The 20,803-nt window shown below is 75.9% G+C and carries 22 protein-coding genes, 1 tRNA gene and 1 riboswitch; of the genes, 15 read left to right on the plus strand and 8 right to left on the minus strand.

What is annotated here, in order from left to right; translation table 11 throughout:
- The first annotated feature begins 75 nt into the window (after positions 1–75).
- From lepA to ACI79W_RS10105, 4 genes are all read left to right on the plus strand, one after another.
- Positions 76–1,905: a translation elongation factor 4 gene (gene lepA, locus ACI79W_RS10090; RefSeq protein WP_456561943.1), complete on the plus strand. Its 1,830-nt coding sequence runs from the start codon at positions 76–78 to the stop codon at positions 1,903–1,905.
- Positions 1,902–2,555: an MOSC domain-containing protein gene (locus tag ACI79W_RS10095; protein ID WP_456561944.1), complete on the plus strand. Its 654-nt coding sequence runs from the start codon at positions 1,902–1,904 to the stop codon at positions 2,553–2,555. Before lepA ends, ACI79W_RS10095 begins: the two co-directional genes overlap by 4 nt.
- A gap of 63 nt (positions 2,556–2,618) precedes the next feature.
- On the plus strand, positions 2,619–3,323 hold the full coding sequence (locus ACI79W_RS10100; protein ID WP_456561945.1) for an LppX_LprAFG lipoprotein: 705 nt from the start codon (positions 2,619–2,621) through the stop codon (positions 3,321–3,323).
- 55 nt (positions 3,324–3,378) lie between these two features.
- Positions 3,379–5,037: an MFS transporter gene (locus ACI79W_RS10105; protein ID WP_456561946.1), complete on the plus strand. Its 1,659-nt coding sequence runs from the start codon at positions 3,379–3,381 to the stop codon at positions 5,035–5,037.
- Here the strand turns inward: ACI79W_RS10105 and ACI79W_RS10110 are convergent.
- Positions 5,015–5,083, minus strand: a complete 69-nt coding sequence (locus tag ACI79W_RS10110) for a hypothetical protein (protein ID WP_456562016.1) — start codon at positions 5,081–5,083, stop codon at positions 5,015–5,017. The two genes, ACI79W_RS10105 and ACI79W_RS10110, sit on opposite strands and share 23 nt — an antisense overlap.
- 129 nt (positions 5,084–5,212) lie before the next feature.
- The gene (locus tag ACI79W_RS10115; RefSeq protein ID WP_456562017.1) at positions 5,213–5,350 is read right to left on the minus strand and encodes a helix-turn-helix domain-containing protein; all 138 of its coding nucleotides are present in this window, start codon (positions 5,348–5,350) and stop codon (positions 5,213–5,215) included.
- 60 nt (positions 5,351–5,410) lie between these two features.
- Positions 5,411–5,475: riboswitch (guanidine-III (ykkC-III) riboswitch) on the plus strand.
- An 11-nt stretch (positions 5,476–5,486) separates the two neighbouring features.
- On the opposite strand from ACI79W_RS10115, the gene ACI79W_RS10120 reads away from it, so the two are divergent.
- Entirely contained in the window at positions 5,487–5,801 is a 315-nt protein-coding gene (locus tag ACI79W_RS10120; protein WP_456561947.1) for a DMT family transporter, read from the plus strand.
- 63 nt (positions 5,802–5,864) lie between these two features.
- Here the strand turns inward: ACI79W_RS10120 and ACI79W_RS10125 are convergent, their stop codons facing one another.
- From ACI79W_RS10125 to ACI79W_RS10140, 4 genes are all read right to left on the minus strand, one after another.
- Positions 5,865–6,830 carry a zinc-binding dehydrogenase gene (locus ACI79W_RS10125; protein ID WP_456561948.1) on the minus strand — a complete coding sequence of 322 codons (966 nt, stop codon included), beginning with the start codon at positions 6,828–6,830 and terminating at the stop codon, positions 5,865–5,867.
- A 59-nt stretch (positions 6,831–6,889) separates the two neighbouring features.
- Positions 6,890–7,471 carry a hypothetical protein gene (locus ACI79W_RS10130; protein WP_456561949.1) on the minus strand — a complete coding sequence of 194 codons (582 nt, stop codon included), beginning with the start codon at positions 7,469–7,471 and terminating at the stop codon, positions 6,890–6,892.
- Positions 7,472–7,701: 230 nt separating this feature from the next.
- Complete coding sequence (gene selD, locus ACI79W_RS10135) at positions 7,702–8,709, minus strand: selenide, water dikinase SelD (protein WP_456561950.1); 1,008 nt, start codon at positions 8,707–8,709, stop codon at positions 7,702–7,704.
- A gap of 10 nt (positions 8,710–8,719) precedes the next feature.
- Positions 8,720–9,349 (minus strand): WYL domain-containing protein, encoded by a 630-nt coding sequence (locus tag ACI79W_RS10140; protein WP_456561951.1) that lies wholly within the window; start codon positions 9,347–9,349, stop codon positions 8,720–8,722.
- Positions 9,350–9,353: 4 nt separating this feature from the next.
- Between ACI79W_RS10140 and ACI79W_RS10145 the strand changes: the two genes are divergently transcribed.
- The 3 genes from ACI79W_RS10145 (at position 9,354) to selB (ending at position 12,532) form a co-directional block, all read left to right on the plus strand.
- Positions 9,354–9,449, plus strand: a tRNA-OTHER gene (locus ACI79W_RS10145).
- 30 nt (positions 9,450–9,479) lie between these two features.
- A complete protein-coding gene (gene selA / locus ACI79W_RS10150) occupies positions 9,480–10,796 on the plus strand; it encodes an L-seryl-tRNA(Sec) selenium transferase (RefSeq protein WP_456561952.1) in 1,317 nt (438 codons plus the stop codon).
- Positions 10,787–12,532, plus strand: coding sequence for a selenocysteine-specific translation elongation factor (gene selB / locus ACI79W_RS10155; RefSeq protein WP_456561953.1), 1,746 nt, complete (start codon positions 10,787–10,789; stop codon positions 12,530–12,532). Before selA ends, selB begins: the two co-directional genes overlap by 10 nt.
- A gap of 302 nt (positions 12,533–12,834) precedes the next feature.
- On the opposite strand, the gene ACI79W_RS10160 is transcribed toward selB, so the two are convergent.
- Positions 12,835–13,620: an enoyl-CoA hydratase-related protein gene (locus ACI79W_RS10160; protein WP_456561954.1), complete on the minus strand. Its 786-nt coding sequence runs from the start codon at positions 13,618–13,620 to the stop codon at positions 12,835–12,837.
- A 49-nt stretch (positions 13,621–13,669) separates the two neighbouring features.
- Between ACI79W_RS10160 and hemW the strand changes: the two genes are divergently transcribed.
- The 6 genes from hemW (at position 13,670) to ACI79W_RS10190 (ending at position 19,118) form a co-directional block, all read left to right on the plus strand.
- Positions 13,670–14,908 (plus strand): radical SAM family heme chaperone HemW, encoded by a 1,239-nt coding sequence (gene hemW, locus ACI79W_RS10165; RefSeq protein WP_456561955.1) that lies wholly within the window; start codon positions 13,670–13,672, stop codon positions 14,906–14,908.
- 407 nt (positions 14,909–15,315) lie between these two features.
- On the plus strand, positions 15,316–15,630 hold the full coding sequence (locus ACI79W_RS10170) for a TraR/DksA family transcriptional regulator (protein WP_456561956.1): 315 nt from the start codon (positions 15,316–15,318) through the stop codon (positions 15,628–15,630).
- Between the two features lie 92 nt (positions 15,631–15,722).
- Entirely contained in the window at positions 15,723–16,643 is a 921-nt protein-coding gene (locus ACI79W_RS10175; protein ID WP_456561957.1) for an ATP-binding cassette domain-containing protein, read from the plus strand.
- On the plus strand, positions 16,640–17,383 hold the full coding sequence (locus ACI79W_RS10180) for an ABC transporter permease (RefSeq protein WP_456561958.1): 744 nt from the start codon (positions 16,640–16,642) through the stop codon (positions 17,381–17,383). Before ACI79W_RS10175 ends, ACI79W_RS10180 begins: the two co-directional genes overlap by 4 nt.
- A gap of 20 nt (positions 17,384–17,403) precedes the next feature.
- Complete coding sequence (locus ACI79W_RS10185) at positions 17,404–18,516, plus strand: sensor histidine kinase (protein WP_456561959.1); 1,113 nt, start codon at positions 17,404–17,406, stop codon at positions 18,514–18,516.
- Complete coding sequence (locus ACI79W_RS10190) at positions 18,513–19,118, plus strand: response regulator (protein ID WP_456561960.1); 606 nt, start codon at positions 18,513–18,515, stop codon at positions 19,116–19,118. The genes ACI79W_RS10185 and ACI79W_RS10190 overlap by 4 nt, the downstream gene beginning before the upstream one ends.
- A 13-nt stretch (positions 19,119–19,131) precedes the next feature.
- On the opposite strand, the gene ACI79W_RS10195 is transcribed toward ACI79W_RS10190, so the two are convergent.
- The gene (locus ACI79W_RS10195; protein ID WP_456562018.1) at positions 19,132–19,509 is read right to left on the minus strand and encodes a type II toxin-antitoxin system VapB family antitoxin; all 378 of its coding nucleotides are present in this window, start codon (positions 19,507–19,509) and stop codon (positions 19,132–19,134) included.
- A 268-nt stretch (positions 19,510–19,777) separates the two neighbouring features.
- Between ACI79W_RS10195 and hrcA the strand changes: the two genes are divergently transcribed.
- Entirely contained in the window at positions 19,778–20,800 is a 1,023-nt protein-coding gene (gene hrcA / locus ACI79W_RS10200; RefSeq protein WP_456561961.1) for a heat-inducible transcriptional repressor HrcA, read from the plus strand.
- The last annotated feature ends 3 nt before the right edge of the window (positions 20,801–20,803 follow it).

Below are 20,803 nucleotides of genomic sequence, written 5' to 3' on the forward strand. Positions count from 1 at the left end.
CCGGCACACCTCGCGGGACCCGGCGGCCGCGCCCGCCTACGACCCCGGGCCCGGACGTGGGACGATGGCGGCACTGTGACGACTCCTGCTGCCACCGACCCGGCCCGCATCCGGAACTTCTGCATCATCGCCCACATCGACCACGGAAAGTCGACGCTGGCCGACCGGATGCTCGAGGTCACCGGGATCATCGAGGCACGGCAGATGCGCGCCCAGTACCTCGACCGCATGGACATCGAGCGCGAGCGCGGCATCACCATCAAGGCGCAGAACGTCCGCCTGCCCTGGACCGTCGGGGATACCGAGTACGTCCTCGACATGATCGACACCCCGGGGCACGTCGACTTCACCTACGAGGTGTCCCGGTCGCTGGCCGCCTGCGAGGGCGCGGTCCTCCTGGTCGACGCCGCCCAGGGCATCGAGGCGCAGACGCTGGCCAACCTCTACCTGGCGCTGGAGAACGACCTCACGATCATCCCGGTGCTCAACAAGATCGACCTGCCCGCGGCGCAGCCGGAGAAGTACGCCGCCGAGATCGCGCACATCATCGGCTGCGAGCCCGACGACGTCCTCCGGGTCAGTGGCAAGACCGGCGAGGGCGTCCCCGCGCTGCTCGACCGCATCGTGCAGGAGATCCCGGCCCCGGTCGGCGACGCCGACGCCCCGGCCCGCGCGATGATCTTCGACTCCGTCTACGACATCTACCGCGGTGTCATCACCTACGTCCGCGTGGTCGACGGGAAGATCTCCTCGCGCGAGCGGATCAAGATGATGTCGACCGGCGCCACGCACGAGCTGCTGGAGATCGGCGTCATCTCGCCCGAGCCCAAGCCCGTCGAGGGCCTCAGCGTCGGCGAGGTGGGCTACTTCATCACCGGGGTGAAGGACGTCCGCCAGTCCCGGGTCGGTGACACCGTCACCCTGCAGCACAAGCCGGCGGCCGAGCCGATCGGCGGCTACAGCGACCCGAAGCCGATGGTCTACTCCGGCCTCTACCCGATCGACGGCAGCGACTACCCGCTGCTGCGCGAGGCCCTGGACAAGCTGCTGCTCAACGACGCCGCGCTCACCTACGAGCCCGAGACGTCGGCGGCACTGGGCTTCGGCTTCCGCGTCGGTTTCCTCGGCCTGCTGCACCTGGAGATCGTCCGCGAGCGGCTGGAGCGCGAGGCCGGGATCAGCCTCATCTCCACCGCGCCGAACGTCGTCTACCGCGTGATCATGGAGGACCGCTCCGAGATCACGGTGACCAACCCGAGCGACTGGCCCGAGGGCAAGATCGACACCGTCTACGAGCCGATCGTCAACGCCACGATCATCGCGCCCAGCGACTACACCGGCGCGATCATGGAGCTCTGCCAGAGCCGGCGCGGCCAGCTCGGCGGGATGGACTACCTGAGCGAGTCCCGCGTGGAGCTGCGCTACACGCTGCCCCTCGGCGAGATCATCTTCGACTTCTTCGACGCGCTGAAGTCCCGCACCCGCGGCTACGCCTCCCTGGACTACCAGGAGGCCGGCGAGCAGGAGTCCGCGCTGGTCAAGGTGGACATCCTGCTGCAGGGGGAGGCCGTCGACGCCTTCAGCGCCATCGTGCACAAGGACAAGGCCTACAGCTACGGCGTGATGATGGCCGGCAAGCTGCGCGAGCTCATCCCGCGGCAGCAGTTCGAGGTGCCCATCCAGGCCGCCGTCGGCTCCCGGGTCATCGCCCGCGAGACGGTCCGCGCCATCCGCAAGGACGTCCTCGCCAAGTGCTACGGCGGTGACATCACCCGCAAGCGGAAGCTGCTCGAGAAGCAGAAGGAGGGCAAGAAGCGGATGAAGATGGTCGGCCGCGTCGAGGTCCCCCAGGAGGCCTTCGTGGCCGCGCTCTCCACCAACGAGTCGACCGCCTCCAAGAAGTGACCCCGCGGGTCGAGGCGGTCTGCGTCTCGGGCGCGGACCTCCTCCCGCTGCCGGATCGCAGGCCCGACCGCAGCGGCATCGACAAGCGCCCGGTCGCCGGTCGGGTCGCCGTCGGTCCTGCTGGTCTGGACGGCGACGTGCAGGTCAACCGGAGGTACCACGGGGGCGACGGGCAGCAGGTCTACGCCTACGCCCAGGAGGACGCCGACGTCTGGATCGCCGAACTGGGCCGCGAGCTGCCGCCCGGCCGGTTCGGCGAGAACCTCCGGACGACGGGTGTCGACCTGACCGCGGCCGTGGTCGGCGAGCGGTGGCGGGTCGGGACGGCGCTCCTGGAGGTGACCGCCCCGCGGATCCCGTGCGCCAACTTCGCCCGTTTCTGGGACGAGCCCCAGCTGGTGAAGCGGTTCACCGCCCACGGCGCCAGCGGCGCCTACCTGCGCGTGCTCGAAGCCGGCGACATCGGCGCCGGCGACGCGATCGAGGTGCTGCACCGCCCCGGCCACGGCGTCACGGTGGGCCTGACGTTCCGGGTCTGGACCACCCAGAAGCACCGGGTCGCCGAGCTGGCCCCGGCGCTGGGCACCTTCCCGGAACGCAACCGGGCCAAGCTGGCGGCGCGGATCGGGGCCCGAGCCGTCCCCGGCTGAGCGGCCCGGCGCGCTAGTGTCCGCCGCGAGGGCCGGGGAGTCCCGCCGCGACGGGAGGACGTCATGCTGCTGCGCCGGACGGGCGCGCCGCTGCTCGCGCTGACGCTGCTCGCCGGCCCGGTGCTGGCCGCCTGCGGCTCCGACGAGCCCGCCGAGTCGGCGACCGCCCTGCTCGAGCGGGCCAAGCAGACCCTCGACGAGGCCGAGAGCGCGCACTTCGTGCTGGACAGCGAGGGGGCGCCGCGCAGCGGCACCGTGCTGGTGGGCGGGGAGGGCGACATCGCCCGCCCGTCGTCCTTCGACGGGACGCTGCAGGTGCTGGCGGTCGGGTCGAGCCTCGACCTGGAGGTCGTCTCGGTCGACGGCACCGTCTACGCGCAGCTGCCTTTCTCCAGCGGCTTCAGCGTCATCGACCCCGCGCAGTTCGGCATCGGCGACCCAGGCGCGCTGCTCGACCCCGAGACCGGCATCTCGCAGCTGCTCGTCGAGGCGGAGGGAGCCGAGCTGGGGCAGGAGCGCCGGGTGGACGGCACCGTCGTCCGCGAGGTGACCGCCGAGCTGCCCGGCGACCTGGTGCAGCAGCTCCTCACCAGCCAGGACCCCTCCCAGCCGGTGCAGGCCCGGTTCTTCGTGGCCACCGACAGCGGCGAGCTGCGCCGGGCCGAGCTGAGCGGTCCGTTCTTCGAGGCCGGCACCGACGCCACCTACGTCCTGGAGCTGAGCGACTTCGGGGCCGATGTCGAGATCACCGCACCGGCCACCGGCTGAGCCCGGCGCCCGGGCGGTCCCCGGGGCCGCCGCCATCGTCCTCGCCACCCTCGCCGTGCTGGTCACGGCCGCCGACACCTACGTCGTCGTCCTCGCCCTGCCCGACATCCTCACCGGCGTCGGGGTGGGGCTGGACGAGCTGCAGAAGGCGACGCCGATCGTCGGCGGCTTCCTGCTCGGCTACACCGCGACGCTGCCGCTGCTCGGCCGGCTGGCCGACCTGCGCGGGCGCGCCCCGGTGCTCATCGGCTGCCTGCTGCTGTTCGCCCTCGGCTCGCTGCTGACGGCGACGGCGGGGACGCTCGGCCCCGCCGTGGCCGGGCGCGGGCTGCAGGGCATCGGCGCCGGCGGCCTGGTGCCGGCCACGCTGGCGCTGGTCGCCGACCGATGGCCGCCCGAGCGGCGGGCGGTCCCGCTCGGCGTGGTCGGCGCCGTGCAGGAGGCCGGTGCGGTGCTCGGGCCGCTGGCGGGTGCGGCGGTGCTCGCCGTCGCCGACTGGCGCGCCATCTTCTGGCTCAACCTGCTGCTCGGGCTGGCACTGGCTGCGGGCGTCGTCGTCACCGGGCGGGTCCGGCGGCCGGACCCGGTGGGACTCGGCCTCGCCGCGCCGGCGGCCGTCGCGCTGGGGCTGCTGCTCGCCGAGCCGCCCGCGCTGGCCGAGGACGTCACCCTCGGCCTGCTGTGGGTCCCGCTGCTCGACGGGGCGGTGTGGACGGCGCCCCTGCTGCTGGCCACCGTCGTGCTCGCGGTGCTGCTCGCCGCGCGCAGCCTGCTTCACCCCGCGGGTGCGGTGCTGCCGTTGGGCGGGCTCGGCCGGCTGGCGCGGGAGGTGGACGTCGTCGGCTCGCTGCTGGCCGTCGTCTCGCTCGGCGCCCTGGTCTGGGCTTTCGCCGCCGCCGACCCGGCCCGCGAGGTGGTCGCGCACGGATGGGTGCTGCTGCCGCTGGCCGCCGTCACCGGCGCCCTGTTCGTGCTGCACGAGCGGCGCGCCCGGGAGCCGGTGCTGCCGCCCGCGGCGCTCCGGCCGGTCGGGGCGTGGGGTGCGCTGGTGGTGAACCTCTTCGTAGGGGCTGCGCTGGTGGCCGCGCTCGTCGACGTCCCGCTGTTCGCCCGGGCGACCACGGCGCCCGGTGACCAGCTGGGCGCCGCCCTGGTGCTGCTGCGGCTGCTGGTTGCCGTGCCGGTCGGGGCGGTGGCCGGGGGGTGGCTGTGCCGGGTGGTGGCCGCCCGCGTCGTCGCCGGCGCCGGGATGGCCCTGGCGGCGGTCGCCTTCGTCGCGATGACGAGGTGGGACGAGCAGGCGCTGGACGGTGCCTGGTCGACCGTCGCCCTCGTCGCCGCGGGCTTCGGCTTCGGGCTCGCGATCGCCCCCGTCAACGCGGTGCTGCTGGCGGTCACCCCGCCGCGGGTGCACGGGAGCGCGAGCTCGCTGGCCGTCGTGGCGCGGACCGTCGGCATGCTGGCCGGGCTGTCGCTGCTCACCGCCGTCGCGCTGCGCCGGTTCACCGCCGAGGTGGCGGCGATCGGCAGCCCCGTGGAGCTCTGCCCGGCGAGCCCGGCCGACTGCGCGGCCTACGACGCCGCGACCGAGGCCGCCGTGCTCACCCAGCTGCACACCGTCTTCGCCGGGGCGGCGGTCGCGGCCGCGCTGGCCGCGATCGCCGCCCTGGTCCTGCTGCGCGGTGCGCCGGTCAGGAGCCGAGCGCGAGCCTGAGGTCGTCCCGCAGCGCCGGGGGGTCGACGCCGCGGTCGTGCAGCACCTTCGTGGCCAGCCTCTCGCCCTCGCGGATCAGGCCGTGCGCGAGGTGCCCGTCGGGGCCGCAGCGCGCGCCTGGCCTGTGCGCCCACCACGACGTCGCGGGCCTGCTGCGTGCACCGTTCGAACATCGTCAGTCCCTCCGTCGGAACGGCCCGCGACCGCCCGCGTGCTTCTTGTGCACCGCCCGCCGGCTGACCCCGAGCTCCTGGGCGATCTGCTCCCAGGTCCACCCCTGGTCGCGGGCGTTGCCGACCTGCAGCGCCTCCAGCTGTTCGACGAGGACCCGCGGTGGCGTGTCAACCGTCGTGTTGACACGTGCGAAGGTGGAGGGGAGCCACCCCCCGGCTCCCGGACGAGCGGTGCCGTACCCGGTGTGCGACAAGACGGCGCCAGAGGAGCCCGAGATGTCGTGGTTGGTCCTGGTGCTGTCCGGGGTGCTGGAAGCGGTGTGGGCGGCGGCGCTCGACCGGTCCCAGGGCTTCACCCGGCTGGTGCCCTCCGTCGTCTTCGGCGTCGCGCTGGTCGCGAGCATGGGCGGGCTCGCGTTCGCGATGCGCGAGCTGCCGCTGGGCACCGCCTACGCGGTATGGGTGGGCATCGGCGCCGTCCTGACCGTCGCGTGGGCGATGGTCACCGGTGCCGAGCAGGTCTCGCTGGTGCGGGTGCTGCTGCTGGCGGGCATCGTCGCCTGCGTCGTCGGCCTCAAGCTCGTCCACTGACGGTCTGCGCCGACGCGCAGTTCCCAGCGGAGAACGGCGCGTCGGCGCACACCGCCGCTCGCCTCAGAGCGTGAAGACGATCTTCCCGTTGGTGCGGCCCTCGAGCATCCGGGCGAAGCCCTCCCGGGCGTCGGCCAGCGGCAGCTCGACGTCGATCTGCGGGCGGACGCCGGTCACGGCGCACATCCGGATCAGCGCCTCGAGCTCGGACTTCGTGCCCATGGTCGACCCGATCACCGACAGCTGGGTGAAGAAGACCCGGTTGAGCTCGGCGCCCGGGTTGAAGCCGGTCGTCGCGCCGGAGATGACGAGCACGCCCCCGGGCTTGAGCGACTTGATGCTGTGGCTCCAGGTGGCCTCGCCGACGGTCTCCATCACGCCGTCGACCCGCTCGGGCAGCCGGGCGCCGCTCTCGAACGCCTGCTCGGCGCCCAGCGCCAGCGCGGCGGCCCGCTTCTCCTCGCTGCGACCGGTGACCCAGATGCGGTAGCCGGCGGCGCGGCCGAGCACGATGAGCGCCGTCGCCACCCCGCCGCTGGCGCCCTGCACGAGGACGGTCTGCCCCGGCCGCAGCCCGGACTTCACGAACAGCATCCGGTAGGCGGTCAGCCACGCGGTGGGCAGGCAGGCGGCCTCGGCGAAGGTGAGCTCCGCCGGCTTGGGCAGCAGGTTGCGCCGGGGGACGGCCACCTTCTCCGCCATCGAGCCCTGGTGCACCTCCGAGAGCAGCGACCGCCTCGGGTCGAGCGTCTCGTCACCCATCCAGTCGGGCGTGGAGATGACGCCGTGGACGACGACCTCGTTGCCGTCCTCGTCGATGCCGGCGGCGTCGGTGCCGAGGATCATCGGCATCCGCTCGGCGGGCAGCCCGATGCCCTGCAGGCTGAACAGGTCGTGGTGGTTCAGCGACACCGCCTTGACCTGGATCGTCGTCCAGCCGTCAGGCGCCTCGGGCTCGGGCCGCTCACCGATCTCCAGCACGGAGAGCGGGTCCTTCGGGGCAGGGGTGGAGACGAAGGCAGCCAGCATGACGGCGAACCTAGCCGAGGACTCCGCCCGGTGTCCTCCGGACCGCCGGCCGTCCGGGATCAGCGGAGACGGCCGGGAGGGACCACGGTCGACTCGCGGGCCAGGTGACCCGAGTCCACCTCCGGGGCGGCCGAGAGGTGACCGGTCACGGACACCGTCGCGTCGACGTCGGCGTCCCGCACCACGTAGCGCCCGACCGCGCCGTCGAACAGCGGCTGCGCCACCGGGGAGCCCACGCCGGTCCAGGTGACGTCGAGGGCCACCGTGCCCTGCAGCGCGGCAGGCGCGAGCCCCTGGCCACCGCCCGTCCCCTCCGAGCAGGTGTAGCCGAACGTCCCCCCGACGCGGGCGGACTCCAGGTGGACGACGTCGGCGACCGAGGGCTGTCCCTGCACGGCGCACACCCACCCCTCGGAGAAGAGGTCCACGGTCACCGTGGTCCGGGCGGCCGAGGCCTCCGCGACGGTCACGTCGACCAGGACGCCCTGGGTCTGGTCCACGAACACGGCGTTGGCACGCCACGCCGGGTCGCCCACCCCGCCGCCCGGACCCGCGGCACCGGCCGCTCCCGCCCCGCTCCCCACGGCCGCGGCCGCCAGTCCCGCCGCCAGCGCCGCCCGTGCCGCCGTCCGCACCGCCACGTCGTCCTCCCCGCCGGTCCGCCGCCGTGTGCACCGTCGCACCCGACCTGGCGGGACGGTTGCACGAGCCCGGCCGCCGGGGGGAGCGGTCCCCGCGCGGTGCCGGGCCGGTCCCCGGCGTGCCGCGGCGACGCGCCGTCGCTGGGGGCTCAGCGGACCATCACCCCTGGTCCGCTTCCGCGCCCCGGTCCGCTCCTCGCTCGTTCCTCGCTGCGATGCTCCCGGGCCTGTCAGCGGACGATGACCACGTGCTCGCCGCGCGGCACGAACTCGCCGATGACCGGGGAGCCGGGCACCTCCCCGCCGAGCAGCAGGCCGCCGGAGGTCTGCGCGTCGGCCAGGAGGAGCGCCTCGTCCTCGTCCACCGCGGAGAAGTCGACGTGCGGGCGCACCCAGTCGAGGTTGCGGCGCGTGCCCCCGGAGACGAACCCGGCGGCCAGCGCCTCCCGCGCACCGGTGAGGTAGGGGACGGCGGCGGCGTCGACGACGGCGGTGACCCCGCTGGCCCGCGCCATCTTGTAGAGGTGGCCGAGCAGGCCGAACCCGGTGACGTCGGTGCCCGCGCGGATGCCGGCGGCGACCGCGGCCCGCCCGGCCTCGCGGTTGAGCGTGGTCATCGCGGCGACCGCCTCCTCCGACACCTCGCCGGTGGCCTTCATGCGGCTGTTGAGCACCCCGACGCCCAGCGGCTTGGTGAGGGTGAGCGGCGTGCCGGCCACCGCCCCGGAGTTGGTGATGAGCCGGTCCACGTCGACCACGCCGGTGACCGCCATGCCGTACTTGGGCTCGGGGTCGTCGATGGAGTGACCGCCGCCGACGTGGCAGCCGGCCGCCTGGGCCACCTCGAGGCCGCCGCGCAGCACCTCGGCGGCGAGCTCCGCGGGCAGCACGTCCCGGGGCCAGCCGAGCAGGTTCACGGCGACGACGGGGGTGCCGCCCATCGCGTAGACGTCGGAGAGCGCGTTCGCCGCGGCGATCCGGCCGAAGGTGCAGGCGTCGTCGACGACCGGTGTGAAGAAGTCGGTGGTGAGGACCAGCCCCTGCCCGCCCGCGATGCGGACCACCGCCGCGTCGTCGCCGTCGTCGAGCCCCACGACCAGTTCGGCGGCCGGGTCGACCGGCCCCTGCGCGGTCAGCCCGGCCACGACCGCCTCGAGCTCACCGGGCGGGATCTTGCAGGCGCACCCCCCGCCGTGGGCGTACTGGGTGAGCCGGATGCGCGCGGGTGCGGTGGTCACGGCCCCGAATCTAGGCCCGGCCGCCGCGGAGCACCCGGAGCCGGGGTGGCGCCGGGGGCGGCGGGGTGCGGGGGAGCTTCCGCCCCGCCGGGTGCCCCGCCGAGGGCGGCGCACCGACGCCGGACAGGTCCCGCCGGGGCGCGGGCTCACCGGTGACCTCGGCGGCGCCGATGCGGTCCTCCCGGAACCAGCGCAGCTCCTGGCGCTCCCGGCAGCAGGCCAGCAAGAACTCGTGGGCGCCGGCGCGGACGAGCAGTTGCGGCTCGACGGCCCGCTCCGACCAGCGGCCCTCGCGGTCGCGGTAGCCAGCACCAGGACGCGCCGATCGGTGAGCCCCTGCTCCACGCGGCGGCGGACCTCGGCGTCGCGCGCGGCCTCGGCGGCCAGCCGGCGGCTGCTCGCCAGCAACCGCGCGCGCTGCGCCGGATCGGGCTCCAGCGCCGTCAGCACCTTCTCCAGGGCGGTCTGCCCCGCCTCCGCGTAGGGGCCCGCGGGCCGGGCGGCCAGCGCCGCGGCGACGGCGGCCGCCTCCTCGGGCGTGAGGGCGACCGGCGGCAGCGTCGCGGGGGTGCGGGGCTCGGTGCGGTTCACGCCGCGGATGCTGGCACCGACCTCCGACAGTTCCACCCCGTAGGCTCACCCGCGGAGGCGTCAGGGTGTCTGGTGGCCCCCGCGGCCTCTAAAGCCGACGTGGCCGAGCATCTCGGCCAGGCGGGTTCGATTCCCGTCCGCCTCCGCCAGCTCCCGCCCCGCACCTACGCTGCGGGGCGATGACGACCGACCCGCGCCGCCTGGTGCCCCGCACCGACACGCTGCTCGCCGACCCCCGCCTGGCCGGGGCCGGTGAGCGGCTGGGGCGCGTCCTGGTCAAGAGCGCCGTGCAGCGCGTCCAGCAGCGGATCCGGGCCGGCGAGGTCGCCCCGGACGACGCCGTCGACGCCGTCCTCGCCGACCTCCCGCCCGTGGCCGGCAGCTTGCGCCCGGTGCTCAACGCGACCGGTGTCGTCGTGCACACCAACCTCGGCCGTGCGCCGCTCTCGGCGGCCGCGGTCGAGGCGGTGGTCGCGGCGAGCGGCACCACCGACGTCGAGCTGGACCTGCGCACCGGCCGCCGCGGCCCGCGCGGCGAGGCGGCGATCGCGGCGCTGCTGGATGCGGTGCCCGCCGCGGAGGCCGCGCTCGTGGTGAACAACTGCGCCGCCGCCCTCGCGCTGGTGGCGACCGCCCTGGGGCAGGGCCGTGAGCTGGTGCTCGCCCGCGGGGAGCTGGTGGAGATCGGCGACGGCTTCCGCATCCCTGAGCTGCTCGAGAGCACCGGCGCCCGGCTGCGCGAGGTCGGCACCACCAACCGGGTGGCGCTCGCCGACTACCGGGACGTCCTGGGGCCCGCCACCGGCGCGGTGCTCAAGGTGCACCCGTCGAACTTCGTGGTGCGCGGCTTCACCCGGGCGGTGGAGGTGGGCGAGCTGGCGACGGCGCTGCGGGGCACCGGGGTGCCGCTGGTCGCCGACGTCGGCTCCGGCCTGCTCCGGCCGCATCCCGTCCTCCCCGACGAGCCCGACCTGCAGACGACGCTCGCCGCGGGCGCGGACCTCGTGCTGGCCAGCGGCGACAAGCTGCTCGGCGGCCCGCAGGCGGGGCTCGTGCTCGGCCGGGCGGAGCTCGTGCAGCGGCTGCGCCGTCACCCCCTCTACCGGGCGTTCCGGGTGGACAAGACGACGCTGGCCGCCCTCGAGGCGACGCTGCGCGGCCCGCTGCCGCCGGTGCAGCGGATGCTCGTGGCCGACGTCGCCGGCCTGCGGGACCGGGCGGGCGCGCTGGCGGCCCGGCTCGTGGCCGCGGGGGTGGAGGCCGAGGCGGTGGACGCCGACTCCCGCGTCGGCGGGGGAGGGGCGCCCGAGCACCCGCTCCCCGGCGCCGCCGTGGCGCTCGCCGAGCGCTTCGCCGAGCCGCTGCGGCTGGGCGCGACCCCGGTGGTCGGATACGTCGAGGACGGTCGCACGCTGCTCAACCTGCGCAGCGTGCCCCCGGACGCCGACGACGCCCTCGCCGACGCGGTGCTGGAGGTGGCCCGCCGGTGGACGTGATCGCGACGGCCGGCCACGTCGACCACGGCAAGTCGGCGCTGGTGCGGGCGCTCACCGGGATGGAGCCCGACCGCTGGGCCGAGGAGCGCCGCCGCGGCCTCACCATCGACCTGGGCTTCGCGTGGACCACGCTGCCCTCGGGCCGCCGGCTCGCGGTCGTCGACGTCCCCGGTCACGAGCGCTTCGTCGGCAACATGCTCGCCGGCGTCGGCCCGGTCCCGGCCGCCGTCGTCGTCGTGGCGGCAGACGACGGATGGTCGGCCCAGACGGCCGAGCACGTCGGCGTCCTCGACGCGCTGGGCGTGCGGCACGCCCTGCTCGCCGTCACCAAGTCCGACCTCGCCGACCCGGCACCGGTGCTGGCCGACGTGCAGGAGCGGCTCGCGGCGACGTCCATGGGCCAGGTGCCCGGGATCGCGGTCAGCTCGGTCACCGGGCAGGGCGTCCCCGAGCTGACGGCGGCGCTCGAGCGCCTGCTCGGGGGGCTGCCGGCCCCGGACACGGGTGGGCCCGTGCGGCTGTGGATCGACCGCGCGTTCACCATCAAGGGCGCCGGCACGGTGGTCACCGGGACGCTCGCCGCCGGGGCCGTCGCGGCCGGGGACCGGCTCGTCCTGGGTGATCGCGAGGTGACCGTGCGCGGCGTGCAGTCCCTCGGTCAGCCGGTCGAGCGGGCCGAGGCCACCGCGCGGGTGGCGCTGAACCTGCGCGGCGTCGCCGTGGAGGAGCTGACGCGGGGGGACGCGCTGCTCACGCCGGGGGCGTTCCGGCTGACCGACGTCGTCGACGTGACGCTGACCGCGGTGCCCGGCGACCGGTTGCCGGCCGGCCCGGTCGTGCACGTGGGCTCGGCCACCGTGGGGGCCCGCCTGCGCCCGCTCGAGGGTGCGGCGGTGCGCCTGCGCCTGGCCTCGCCGCTGCCGCTGCGGATCGGCGACCGGCTGCTGCTGCGCGACCCGGGTGCCCGGCGGGTGCTGGGCGCCGACGTGCGCGACGTCGACCCGCCCGAGCTGCGGCGCCGGGGCGCCGCGCGGCAGCGGGCCGCCGAGCTCGTCGCCCAGCCGGACGGGGTGGAGGGCGCCTCCGCCGCCCTGGCCCGCCGCCGCATCGTCCGCGCCGCCGACTTCGCCGCGATGGGCTGGCCGGTTCCCGCCGGGGCGACGCGGCACGGGCCGTGGCTGCTGGCCGCCGGCCTCGCCGACGAGCTCGCCGCCCGGCTGCCCGAGGTCGTCGCGCGCTACCGGCGCCTGCGGCCGCTGGAACCGGGGCCGCCGGCCGAGGTGGTGCGGCGGGCCCTGGAGCTGCCCGACGCGGAGGTGGTGCCGGCGCTGGTCCGCGAGCCGCTGGTCCTGCGCGAGGGGCGCGTCGTCGACGGCGCGGCCGATCTGCCGCCGGAGGTGCAGCGGGCGGTCGACGCCGTGCGCGCGCGGCTCGCCGCGGACCCCTTCGCCGCCCCGGAGGCCCCCGACCTGGTGGCCGCCGGGCTGGGCAGCCGGGAGCTCGCCGCAGCCGTGCGCAGCGGCCAGCTGGTGCGGGTGGGGGAGGGGGTCTACCTGGCACCCGGCATCGAGGCGGTCGCACGGGAGCGGCTGGCCGCGGTGCCGCAGCCGTTCACCCTCAGCCAGGCCCGCCAGGCGTGGGGCACCAGCCGCCGGGTCGCCGTCCCGCTCATGGAGTGGCTGGACGGGCGGGGGGTCACCCAGCGGCTGCCCGACAACACCCGCCGCCTGCGCTGAAGCTGCACCGATCGGCATGCGTCCCGGCGTCCGCCCGTCACGGCAGCCTGCTGCTCCGAGGCCGTCCGTGATCTCGTGTGTCCACCGAGAAGCGGCTCAGGGCGATGCCGACATCCGACGACCCGGCCAGACGATCGCGACCTGCGCCCTCTGACGGCTCCGTCCCGGCATGCCCGTGCCCTGCCAACTCTCGTGGGCCGGGCACGAGCGCTGCGGGAGCAGGCCGCTCCGGGGCCGCCGCCCCCCGACAGGGGTTCCGCGGGTGGTCGCGCTCTGCCCACCCAGGGTGGGCAGAGCGCGACTCACGCCGAGGACGAGCCGTCGGCGGCGGGGACCCAGCGGGCGGGGCGCTTCTCGCGGAAGGCCGCGATCCCCTCCTGGCCCTCCTCGCCGGCGAAGAACCGCGCCGAGAGGTCGAGCAGCGGCTCGAACGAGAGCTGCGGCTGGCGCGCCCGCAGCAGCCGCTTGGTCTCGGCCAGGGCGGCGGGCGCCCCCGCCGCCAGCGCGGTGAGCTGCCCGGCGAGCGCCGCGTCGACGTCGTCGTCGGCAGCAACCAGGTCGACCAGCCCGCCGGAGGCGGCGGTCGTGGCGTCGAAGACCTCGCCGCTGAGCATCAGCCGGTGCGCGACGTGCGTCGTCATCCGGGGCAGGACGACGGCGGAGATCACCGCCGGCACCAGGCCCAGGCGCACCTCGGAGAAGGCGAAGGTGGCCGACGACGCCGCGAGGACGACGTCGCAGGCGGCCAGCAGCCCCACACCGCCTGCGCGCGCCGGGCCGCGCACCACCGCGACGACCGGCTTGGGGGAGGACCACAGCAGCTGGAGCAGCTCCGGGAACTCGCGCACCCCCTGGTCCTCCGCGGAGCCGCCGGCGGCCTCGGAGAGGTCCATCCCCGAGCAGAACACCCGGCCGGTGTGGTCCAGCACCACCACCCGCACCGCGTCGTCGGCCAGGGCGTCGGTCAGCGCACCGCGCAGCTGGGCGCGCATGGCCCGCGAGAGCGCGTTGCGGTTGACCGGGGAGTCCAGCGTCAGGGTCGCGACGCCGCGCGAGAGGGACACCTGCAGCACTCGGTCGGAGGTCACGCCCGGCATCCTGCCGCCCCTGCGGGCCGGCGCGGCACACTGGGAGCAGATGAACACCGTCCTGCCGCTGATCGACGACGCCGGCCTGCCGCCCGGGTCGCCCGGCCCCGACCGGCTCCCCGCCGGCGCCCGCGAAGAGCTCGCGACCACGCCGTTCGGCCTCTACGTGCACGTGCCGTTCTGCGCGACCCGCTGCGGCTACTGCGACTTCAACACCTACACCTCCGAGGAGCTCGGGCCCGGCGCCAACCGGAGCGAGTACGCCGGCACCGCGATCGCCGAGCTCGAGCGCGCCGCCCGCACGCTCGGCCCGGACCTCCCGACGGTCTCCACCGTGTTCGTCGGCGGGGGCACGCCCACCCTCCTGCCCGCGGACGACCTCGCCGCGGTGCTCGCGGCCGTCCGGGAGCTCTTCCCCGTCGCCGACGACGTCGAGGTGACCACGGAGGCCAACCCGGAGACGGTCTCGCCGGCGTCGCTGGCCCGGCTGCGCGGGGCCGGTTTCACCCGCGTGAGCCTCGGCATGCAGTCGGCCGCGCCGCACGTGCTCGCCGCCCTGGACCGGCGGCACACCCCCGGCCGCGCGGTCGAGGCGGCGCACGAGGCCCGGTCGGCGGGTTTCGAGCACGTCAACCTTGACCTCATCTACGGCACGCCGGGGGAGACCGACGCCGACTGGGCGGCCTCGCTCGACGCCGTCCTGGCCTCGCCGGTCGACCACGTCAGCGCCTACGCCCTGATCGTCGAGGAGGGGACCAGGCTCGCCCGCCGGGTGCGGCGCGGCGAGCTGCCCATGCCGGACGACGACGTGCTCGCCGACCGCTACGAGCAGGCCGACGCGACCCTGCGCCGGGCCGGCTTCGAGTGGTACGAGGTCTCCAACTGGGCCACCTCCGCGGCGGCCCGCTGCCGGCACAACGAGCTGTACTGGGCCAACGCGAACTGGTGGGGCGTCGGCCCGGGCGCGCACAGCCACGTCGGCGGGGTGCGCTGGTGGAACGTCAAGCACCCCGCGGCCTACGCCGACCGGCTGGCCCGCGGCGAGAGCCCGGCGCAGGACGCGGAGGTGCTCGACGACGCCGACCGGGCCCTGGAGACGGTGATGCTCGGGCTGCGCCTGCGGGACGGGCTGCCGCTGACCGCGCTGACGGCCACCGGGCGGGCCCGGGCCGCGGTGGCCGTCGCCGGCGGGCTGCTCGAGCCGGGTGCCCACGCCGCGGGGCGGGCCGTCCTCACCGACCGGGGCCGGCTGCTGGCCGACGCGGTGGTCCGCGACCTCACCGATTGAAGGGCCCCCTGCCCCCACCGCTCGCACGCTCGCGGCGGGCCCCTGCAGGGGGCCGACGGCGGCTGCCGGGGACCGGTTTCACCCGAAGGGGGTTATTGCGGTACGCGAACGTCGGTTATGGTCCCCGTTCCGGCAACGGGGCCGGGTGGCACGGAGGGGGGCGTCGGTGTCCGCACCAGCAGCGCACCCCTCCGTGCACCCGCCGTTCGCCCTGTCCGGCGGTGCCCGGCTCGCCCTCGCGATGAACCGCCGTGCCCGCGGTCTCCGGGGCCTCGACGTCCTCCGCCGCAGCCAGGACCGGGCCCCGCCGCGCCGTTCCTGACCCGCTCGACGGGTCACGACCGCCCGCCCCGACGCGCCACCGACCGGTGACCGCGTCCTCCCGCGTTCGCCCGAAGGAGATCCGCATGTCCGCCAGCCTCGACAGCCCGACCGACGCCTCGGCCGACCGCTTCCGCAACCTGCTCGAGGAGCAGCGCGCCGAGGCCGTGCAGCAGCGCGAGGAGGCGCTCGCCGAGTGCGCCACCTCGGTGCCCGACCCGGTCGCCCAGCGCCGCAGCGCCGACCTGCAGCGCACCATCGAGGAGATCGACGCCGCGCTCGCCCGCATCGACGAGGGCACCTACGGCCGTTGCACCGGGTGCGGTACCGCCATCCCCGAGGAGCGGCTCGAGCTGCGCCCGTTCGCGCGCACCTGCGTCGCCTGCACGCCCGCCACCTGAGCGCCGTCGCCGGCCGGACCTGACGGATGTCAGACGCGGGTGGCGACGTCCGGCACTACTCCACCCTCCCGCCGGCCGGGCAGGCTCGGGGCATGCCTCCCGCCGCCCTCGACATCCGCGGGCTCACCGTCCGCTACGGCGACGTGGTCGCCGTCGACGACCTCGACCTCACCATCCCGCGCGGCCAGACCGTCGCCCTGCTCGGGCCCAACGGCGCCGGCAAGTCGACGACGCTGAACGCCGTCCTCGGCCTGCTCACCCCGACGGCCGGAGAGGTGCGCGTGCTCGGGCGCACCCCGCGGGACGCCGTCCGGGCCGGCACGGTCGGTGCGATGCTCCAGCACGGCGGCCTGCCCAGCGAGACCCGGGTCGGCGAGGTCCTGCACCTGGTCCGGCGCAGCTTCGGCCGGGCCGCCGGCGAGGGCACCTGGCCGCTCGCCGACCTGGTGGCCACCGCCGGCATCGACGGCCTGCTCGACCGGCCGGTGGACGCGCTCTCCGGCGGCCAGCGCCAGCGCGTCCTGCTGGCCCTGGCGCTCGTCGGAGCCCCGCCGCTGCTCCTCCTCGACGAGCCGACCTCGGCCATGGACGTCTCCGGCCGCCGCGCCTTCTGGACCACCATGCGCGGCCTGGCCGGGCGCGGGCACACCGTCGTCTTCGCCACCCACCACCTCGACGAGGCCGACGCCGTCGCCGACCGGGTGGTGGTCGTCGCCGGTGGCCGCATCGTGGCCGACGGCACCGCGGCCGAGATCAAGGCCGGCGTCGGCGGCCGGACGATCTCCTTCACGGCGGTGCCCGAGCGCCGGTTCGACGACGTCCCCGGGGTCACCGCGGTGACCTGGCAGGGGAGCACGGTCCGGCTGGCGACCGCCGACGCCGACGCCACCCTGCGCACGCTGCTCGCCGACGGCCGGCTGCCCGACCTCGAGGTGCGCGGCGCCTCCCTCGAGGACGCCGTCCTCTCCCTCCTCCCCGCCCGCCGGCAGACGACGATCGGAGCGACCCGGTGAACCCGCTCTTCGCCTTCCAGCTGCGCCGGGTGGCGCGCAACAAGCAGTTCGTCTTCTTCACCGTGCTGCTGCCGGCGCTGTTCACGATCTTCCTGACGAAGATCATCGGCGGGCAGATGCCGGGGACGGCCGAGCGTCAGGAGGTCTCGGCGTCGATCATGGTGTCGATGATGGCCTACGGGGCCATCGGCGCCTCCCTGGGCGCGACCATCCGCATCTCGTTCGACCGCGCCTCCGGCTGGCTGCGGCAGCTGCGGGTCACGCCCGTGCCGCAGACCCAGGTCATCGCCGTCGACGTCCTCGTCGGGGTGCTGCTGGCCCTGCCGAGCCTGCTGGTGGTCGCGTTCGTCGGCCGGTTCGTCAACGGGGTGCAGCTGCCCGCCGGCACCTGGCTGGCGCTCGTGGCGGTGCTGTGGGCCGGCTCGGCGGCGTTCGTGGCGCTGGGGCTGCTGGTCGGGCTGTCGCTGGACGAGAAGGCCGCCGGGGGCGCCATCGGCATCCTGGGCGTGGTGCTGGCCACGCTGGGCGGGCTGTGGTGGCCGGTGGAGATGCTGCCCGAGGCGATGCGCGGGCTGGCCTACACCCTGCCGTCGTACTGGTACGCCGAGCTGGGCCGCGGCGTGGCCGCCGGGGGCCGGCCGGCGGCGGCGGTCCTGGCGATGGCCGGCTTCACGGTCGCCTTCGGGCTGACCGCGGTCTCCGTCGCCCGGAAGCGGCCGCTGCACGCGGTCGCGGGCTGAGCCCGGTTACGGTGCGGCTCGTGGATCCCCGGAACCGCTGGCAGCGTCTGGGCTGGGCCGTGCCCTGGCTGCTGTTCCAGGTCTTCCCGGTCGCCGACCTGGTCAGCACGCCGCGGCCGCTGCTGGTGCAGGTGGTGGCGGCCGCGGCCCTGGTCGCCTTCACCGTCGTCTACCTCGGCATCTTCGGCCAGGTCTTCGGCGAGCGCTGCGACTGGCCGCGCGTGCCGCTGGCGGTCGTCGCCGTCCTCGGCGTCGGGCTGGCCGTCTGGCTGGGACCCGCGTGGGCCGGCTTGATGATCTACGTCTCGGCCGCGGCGTCGGTGGGCCTGCCCCAGCGGTGGGTGTGGCCGGCCGTCGTGGGCGCGGCCGGTGTCTGCGCCGCGGTGCTGGCTGCGCACGGCGTCCTGGGTGACGTGTTCGTCCTGCCCGTGATCTGCCTGCTCACCGCGTTCGCGCTCCGCGGGATGCGGCAGCTCATCTCGCTGAACTCCGAGCTGGTGGAGGCCCGGGAGGAGCTGGCCCGCAACGCCGTCGCCGAGGAGCGGCTGCGCTTCGCCCGCGACCTGCACGACCTGCTCGGGCACAGCCTCTCGCTGATCGCGCTCAAGAGCGAGCTGGCCGGCCGGCTGGCCGAGCGCGACCCGGCCCGCGCCCGCCAGGAGATGGCCGACGTCGAGTCCGCGGCGCGGCGGGCGCTGGCCGAGGTCCGGGACGCGGTCAGCGGCTACCGCCAGGTGAACCTCGCCCAGGCGCTGGCCGAGGCGAGGCCCGCGCTGTCGGCGGCCGGCATCGCGCTGCGGGCGCCGGCGCCGGGCCGGCCGCTGCCGGGCCCGGTGGACGCCGTGCTCGGCTGGGTCGTGCGCGAGGCCACCACCAACGTGCTGCGGCACAGCGCGGCGCGGTCGGTCACGGTGACCCTCCGGACCGGGGAGGACGACGTCCAGCTGACCGTCGCCGACGACGGGCGCGGCGGGGACGCCCCGGCCGGGGCCGGGCTGTGCGGGCTCGCCGAGCGGGTCGCCGCGGTGGGCGGCCGGCTGGACCACGGGCCGGGGCAGGGCGGCGGGTTCCGGCTCACCGCATCGGTGCCGCTGACCAGCCCGGTCGCGGCGTCGCCGGTGGCGGCGTCGTGATCCGGGTGCTCATCGCCGAGGACCAGACGATGGTCCGCGGGGCGCTGCGCGCGCTGCTGGAGCTGGAGGACGACATCGAGGTGGTGGCCGAGGTCGGGCGGGGGGACGCCGTCGCCGCGGCGGCCGCCGAGCACCGCCCCGACGTGGCGCTGCTGGACATCGAGATGCCCGGCGCCGACGGGCTGACCGCCGCCAGGGAGCTGGCCACGGCGCTGCCGGGGTGCCGAGCCGTCATCCTCACGACGTTCGGCCGACCGGGCTTCCTGCGCCGGGCGATGGAGGTCGGCGCCGCCGGTTTCCTGGTGAAGGACGCCCCCGTCAGCGAGCTCGCCCAGGGCATCCGGGCCGTCGTGGCCGGGGAGCGGGTCATCGACCGCGACCTCGCCGCCGCCGCGCTGGCGATCGGGGCGACGCCGCTGTCGGCGCGGGAGGCCGACGTGCTGCGGGCCGCCGCCGACGGGGCGACGGTGGCCGACATCGCCGGCCGGCTCTTCCTGTCCGAGGGCACGGTGCGCAACTACCTGTCCTCGGCGATCGGCAAGACCGGCGCCCGAACCCGGGTGGAGGCGGCCCGCGTCGCGGAGGAGAAGGGCTGGCTGTAGGGGCGGCGGCGGGTCAGCGGCCGCGCGGGCCGGGGACCGGGGGCTGCGCGGGCAGCGAGGCGGTGCTCGGGCCCTCCGGCGCCTGCACCGGCGTGAGCGCGTCGAGGTCGAGGACCCGCACGTGGATGACGTTGCGCTGCTGCAGCGCTGCGCGCAGCGCCCGGTGCAGCCCGTCCTCCAGGTAGAGCTCGCCGTGCCACTGCACCGCGTGGGGGAAGAGGTCGCCGTAGAAGGTGGAGTCGTCGGCGAGCAGCGCGTCGAGGGCCAGCTCCCGCTTGGTGGTCGTCAGGGTGTCGAGCCGGACCTGCCGGGGCGGGATCATCGCCCAGTCGCGGGTGGACAGCCCGTGGTCGGGGTAGGGGCGCCCGTTGCGCACGCCTTTGAAGATCAGGGGACCGACCTCCCGCTCTCCGCCCCCCGGCCAGGGGCACCGACCGCCACCACCCTAGCCGCCGGAGCACCGCCGTGCCCCGCCCCCGGCGGCCCGCCGCCGGGGCTCGCCGCACGCCTGCGAGCGGCGAGGCGGACCAGGTCCTAGGCGTATGCTGGCCTGGCACTCTGTCCGTGCGAGTGCCAGGCCGGGCGTGGCCCGGGGCCGGCGGCGGCCCCGCACCCCGGGGCGCGGCACGGCACGTCGACCGGTACGGGGAGGTGTCACCGTGGCGCACGACGAACGCCGCCTGGAGGTCCTCCGGGCCATCGTCCAGGACTTCGTCTCCACCAACGACCCGGTGGGCAGCAAGGCCCTCGCCGAGCGTCACGACCTCGGGGTCTCCCCGGCGACGATCCGCAACGACATGGCGGTGCTGGAGGAGCAGGGCTACATCACCCAGCCGCACACCAGCGCCGGCCGGGTGCCCACCGACAAGGGCTACCGGCTCTTCGTCGACCGGCTCTCGGCGGTGAAGCCGCTGTCGGCCGCGGAGCGCCGGGCGATCGAGCGCTTCCTCGACGGTGCGGTCGACCTCCACGACGTGCTCGGCCGCACCGTCCGGCTGCTCGCGCAGCTGACCCGCCAGGTGGCGGTCGTCCAGTACCCGACGCTGTCCCGCAGCGCCGTCCGGCACCTCGAGGTGGTGCAGGTGGCGGTGGGCCGCTTGCTGCTGGTCCTGATCACCGACACCGGTCGGGTGGAGCAGCGCGTCGTCGACTGCCCGCCGGACGTCGACGCCGCCGCCGTCCCCGAGCTGCGCGCGCTGCTGAACTCGGCATTCGCCGGGGTCAAGCTCGGCGAGGCCGGGGACAAGGTGCCGGGCCTCCTGGAGACGGCGCCACCGCACCTGCGGGGGCTGGTGGCCGCCGTCAGCGCCACGCTCGTCGAGACCCTCGTCGAGCCCAGCGAGGACCGGCTGGTCATCGGCGGGACGGCGAACCTCGCCCGCGGCGGTGGCACCGACTTCCCCGGCACGCTGCGGCCGCTGCTGGAGGCCCTCGAGGAGCAGGTCGTCGTCCTGCGCCTCATGAGCGAGGTGGACGCCGGCACCGTGCTGGTGCGCATCGGCGAGGAGAACGCGCACGAGGCGCTGACGGGGGCCTCGCTGGTCACCGTCGGGTACGGCTCCGGCGACCGGGCGCTCGGGGGCCTCGGCGTCGTGGGGCCGACGCGCATGGACTACCCAGGGAACATGGCCGCGGTGCGAGCCGTGGCCCGCTACGTCGGCCACCTGCTGGCCGAGAGCTGAGGA

The sequence above is a fragment of the Blastococcus sp. SYSU DS0533 genome (genome assembly GCF_054050775.1).

Bases quoted from the DNA above. Each gene is read 5' to 3' on its own strand.
- ACI79W_RS10100 (WP_456561945.1), top strand. From the start codon at position 2,619: ATGCTGCTGCGCCGGACGGGCGCGCCGCTGCTCGCGCTGACGCTGCTC.
- ACI79W_RS10120 (WP_456561947.1), top strand. From the start codon at position 5,487: ATGTCGTGGTTGGTCCTGGTGCTGTCCGGGGTGCTGGAAGCGGTGTGG.
- ACI79W_RS10125 (WP_456561948.1), bottom strand. From the start codon at position 6,830: ATGCTGGCTGCCTTCGTCTCCACCCCTGCCCCGAAGGACCCGCTCTCC.
- selA (WP_456561952.1), top strand. From the start codon at position 9,480: ATGACGACCGACCCGCGCCGCCTGGTGCCCCGCACCGACACGCTGCTC.
- hemW (WP_456561955.1), top strand. From the start codon at position 13,670: ATGAACACCGTCCTGCCGCTGATCGACGACGCCGGCCTGCCGCCCGGG.
- ACI79W_RS10170 (WP_456561956.1), top strand. From the start codon at position 15,316: ATGTCCGCCAGCCTCGACAGCCCGACCGACGCCTCGGCCGACCGCTTC.
- ACI79W_RS10175 (WP_456561957.1), top strand. From the start codon at position 15,723: ATGCCTCCCGCCGCCCTCGACATCCGCGGGCTCACCGTCCGCTACGGC.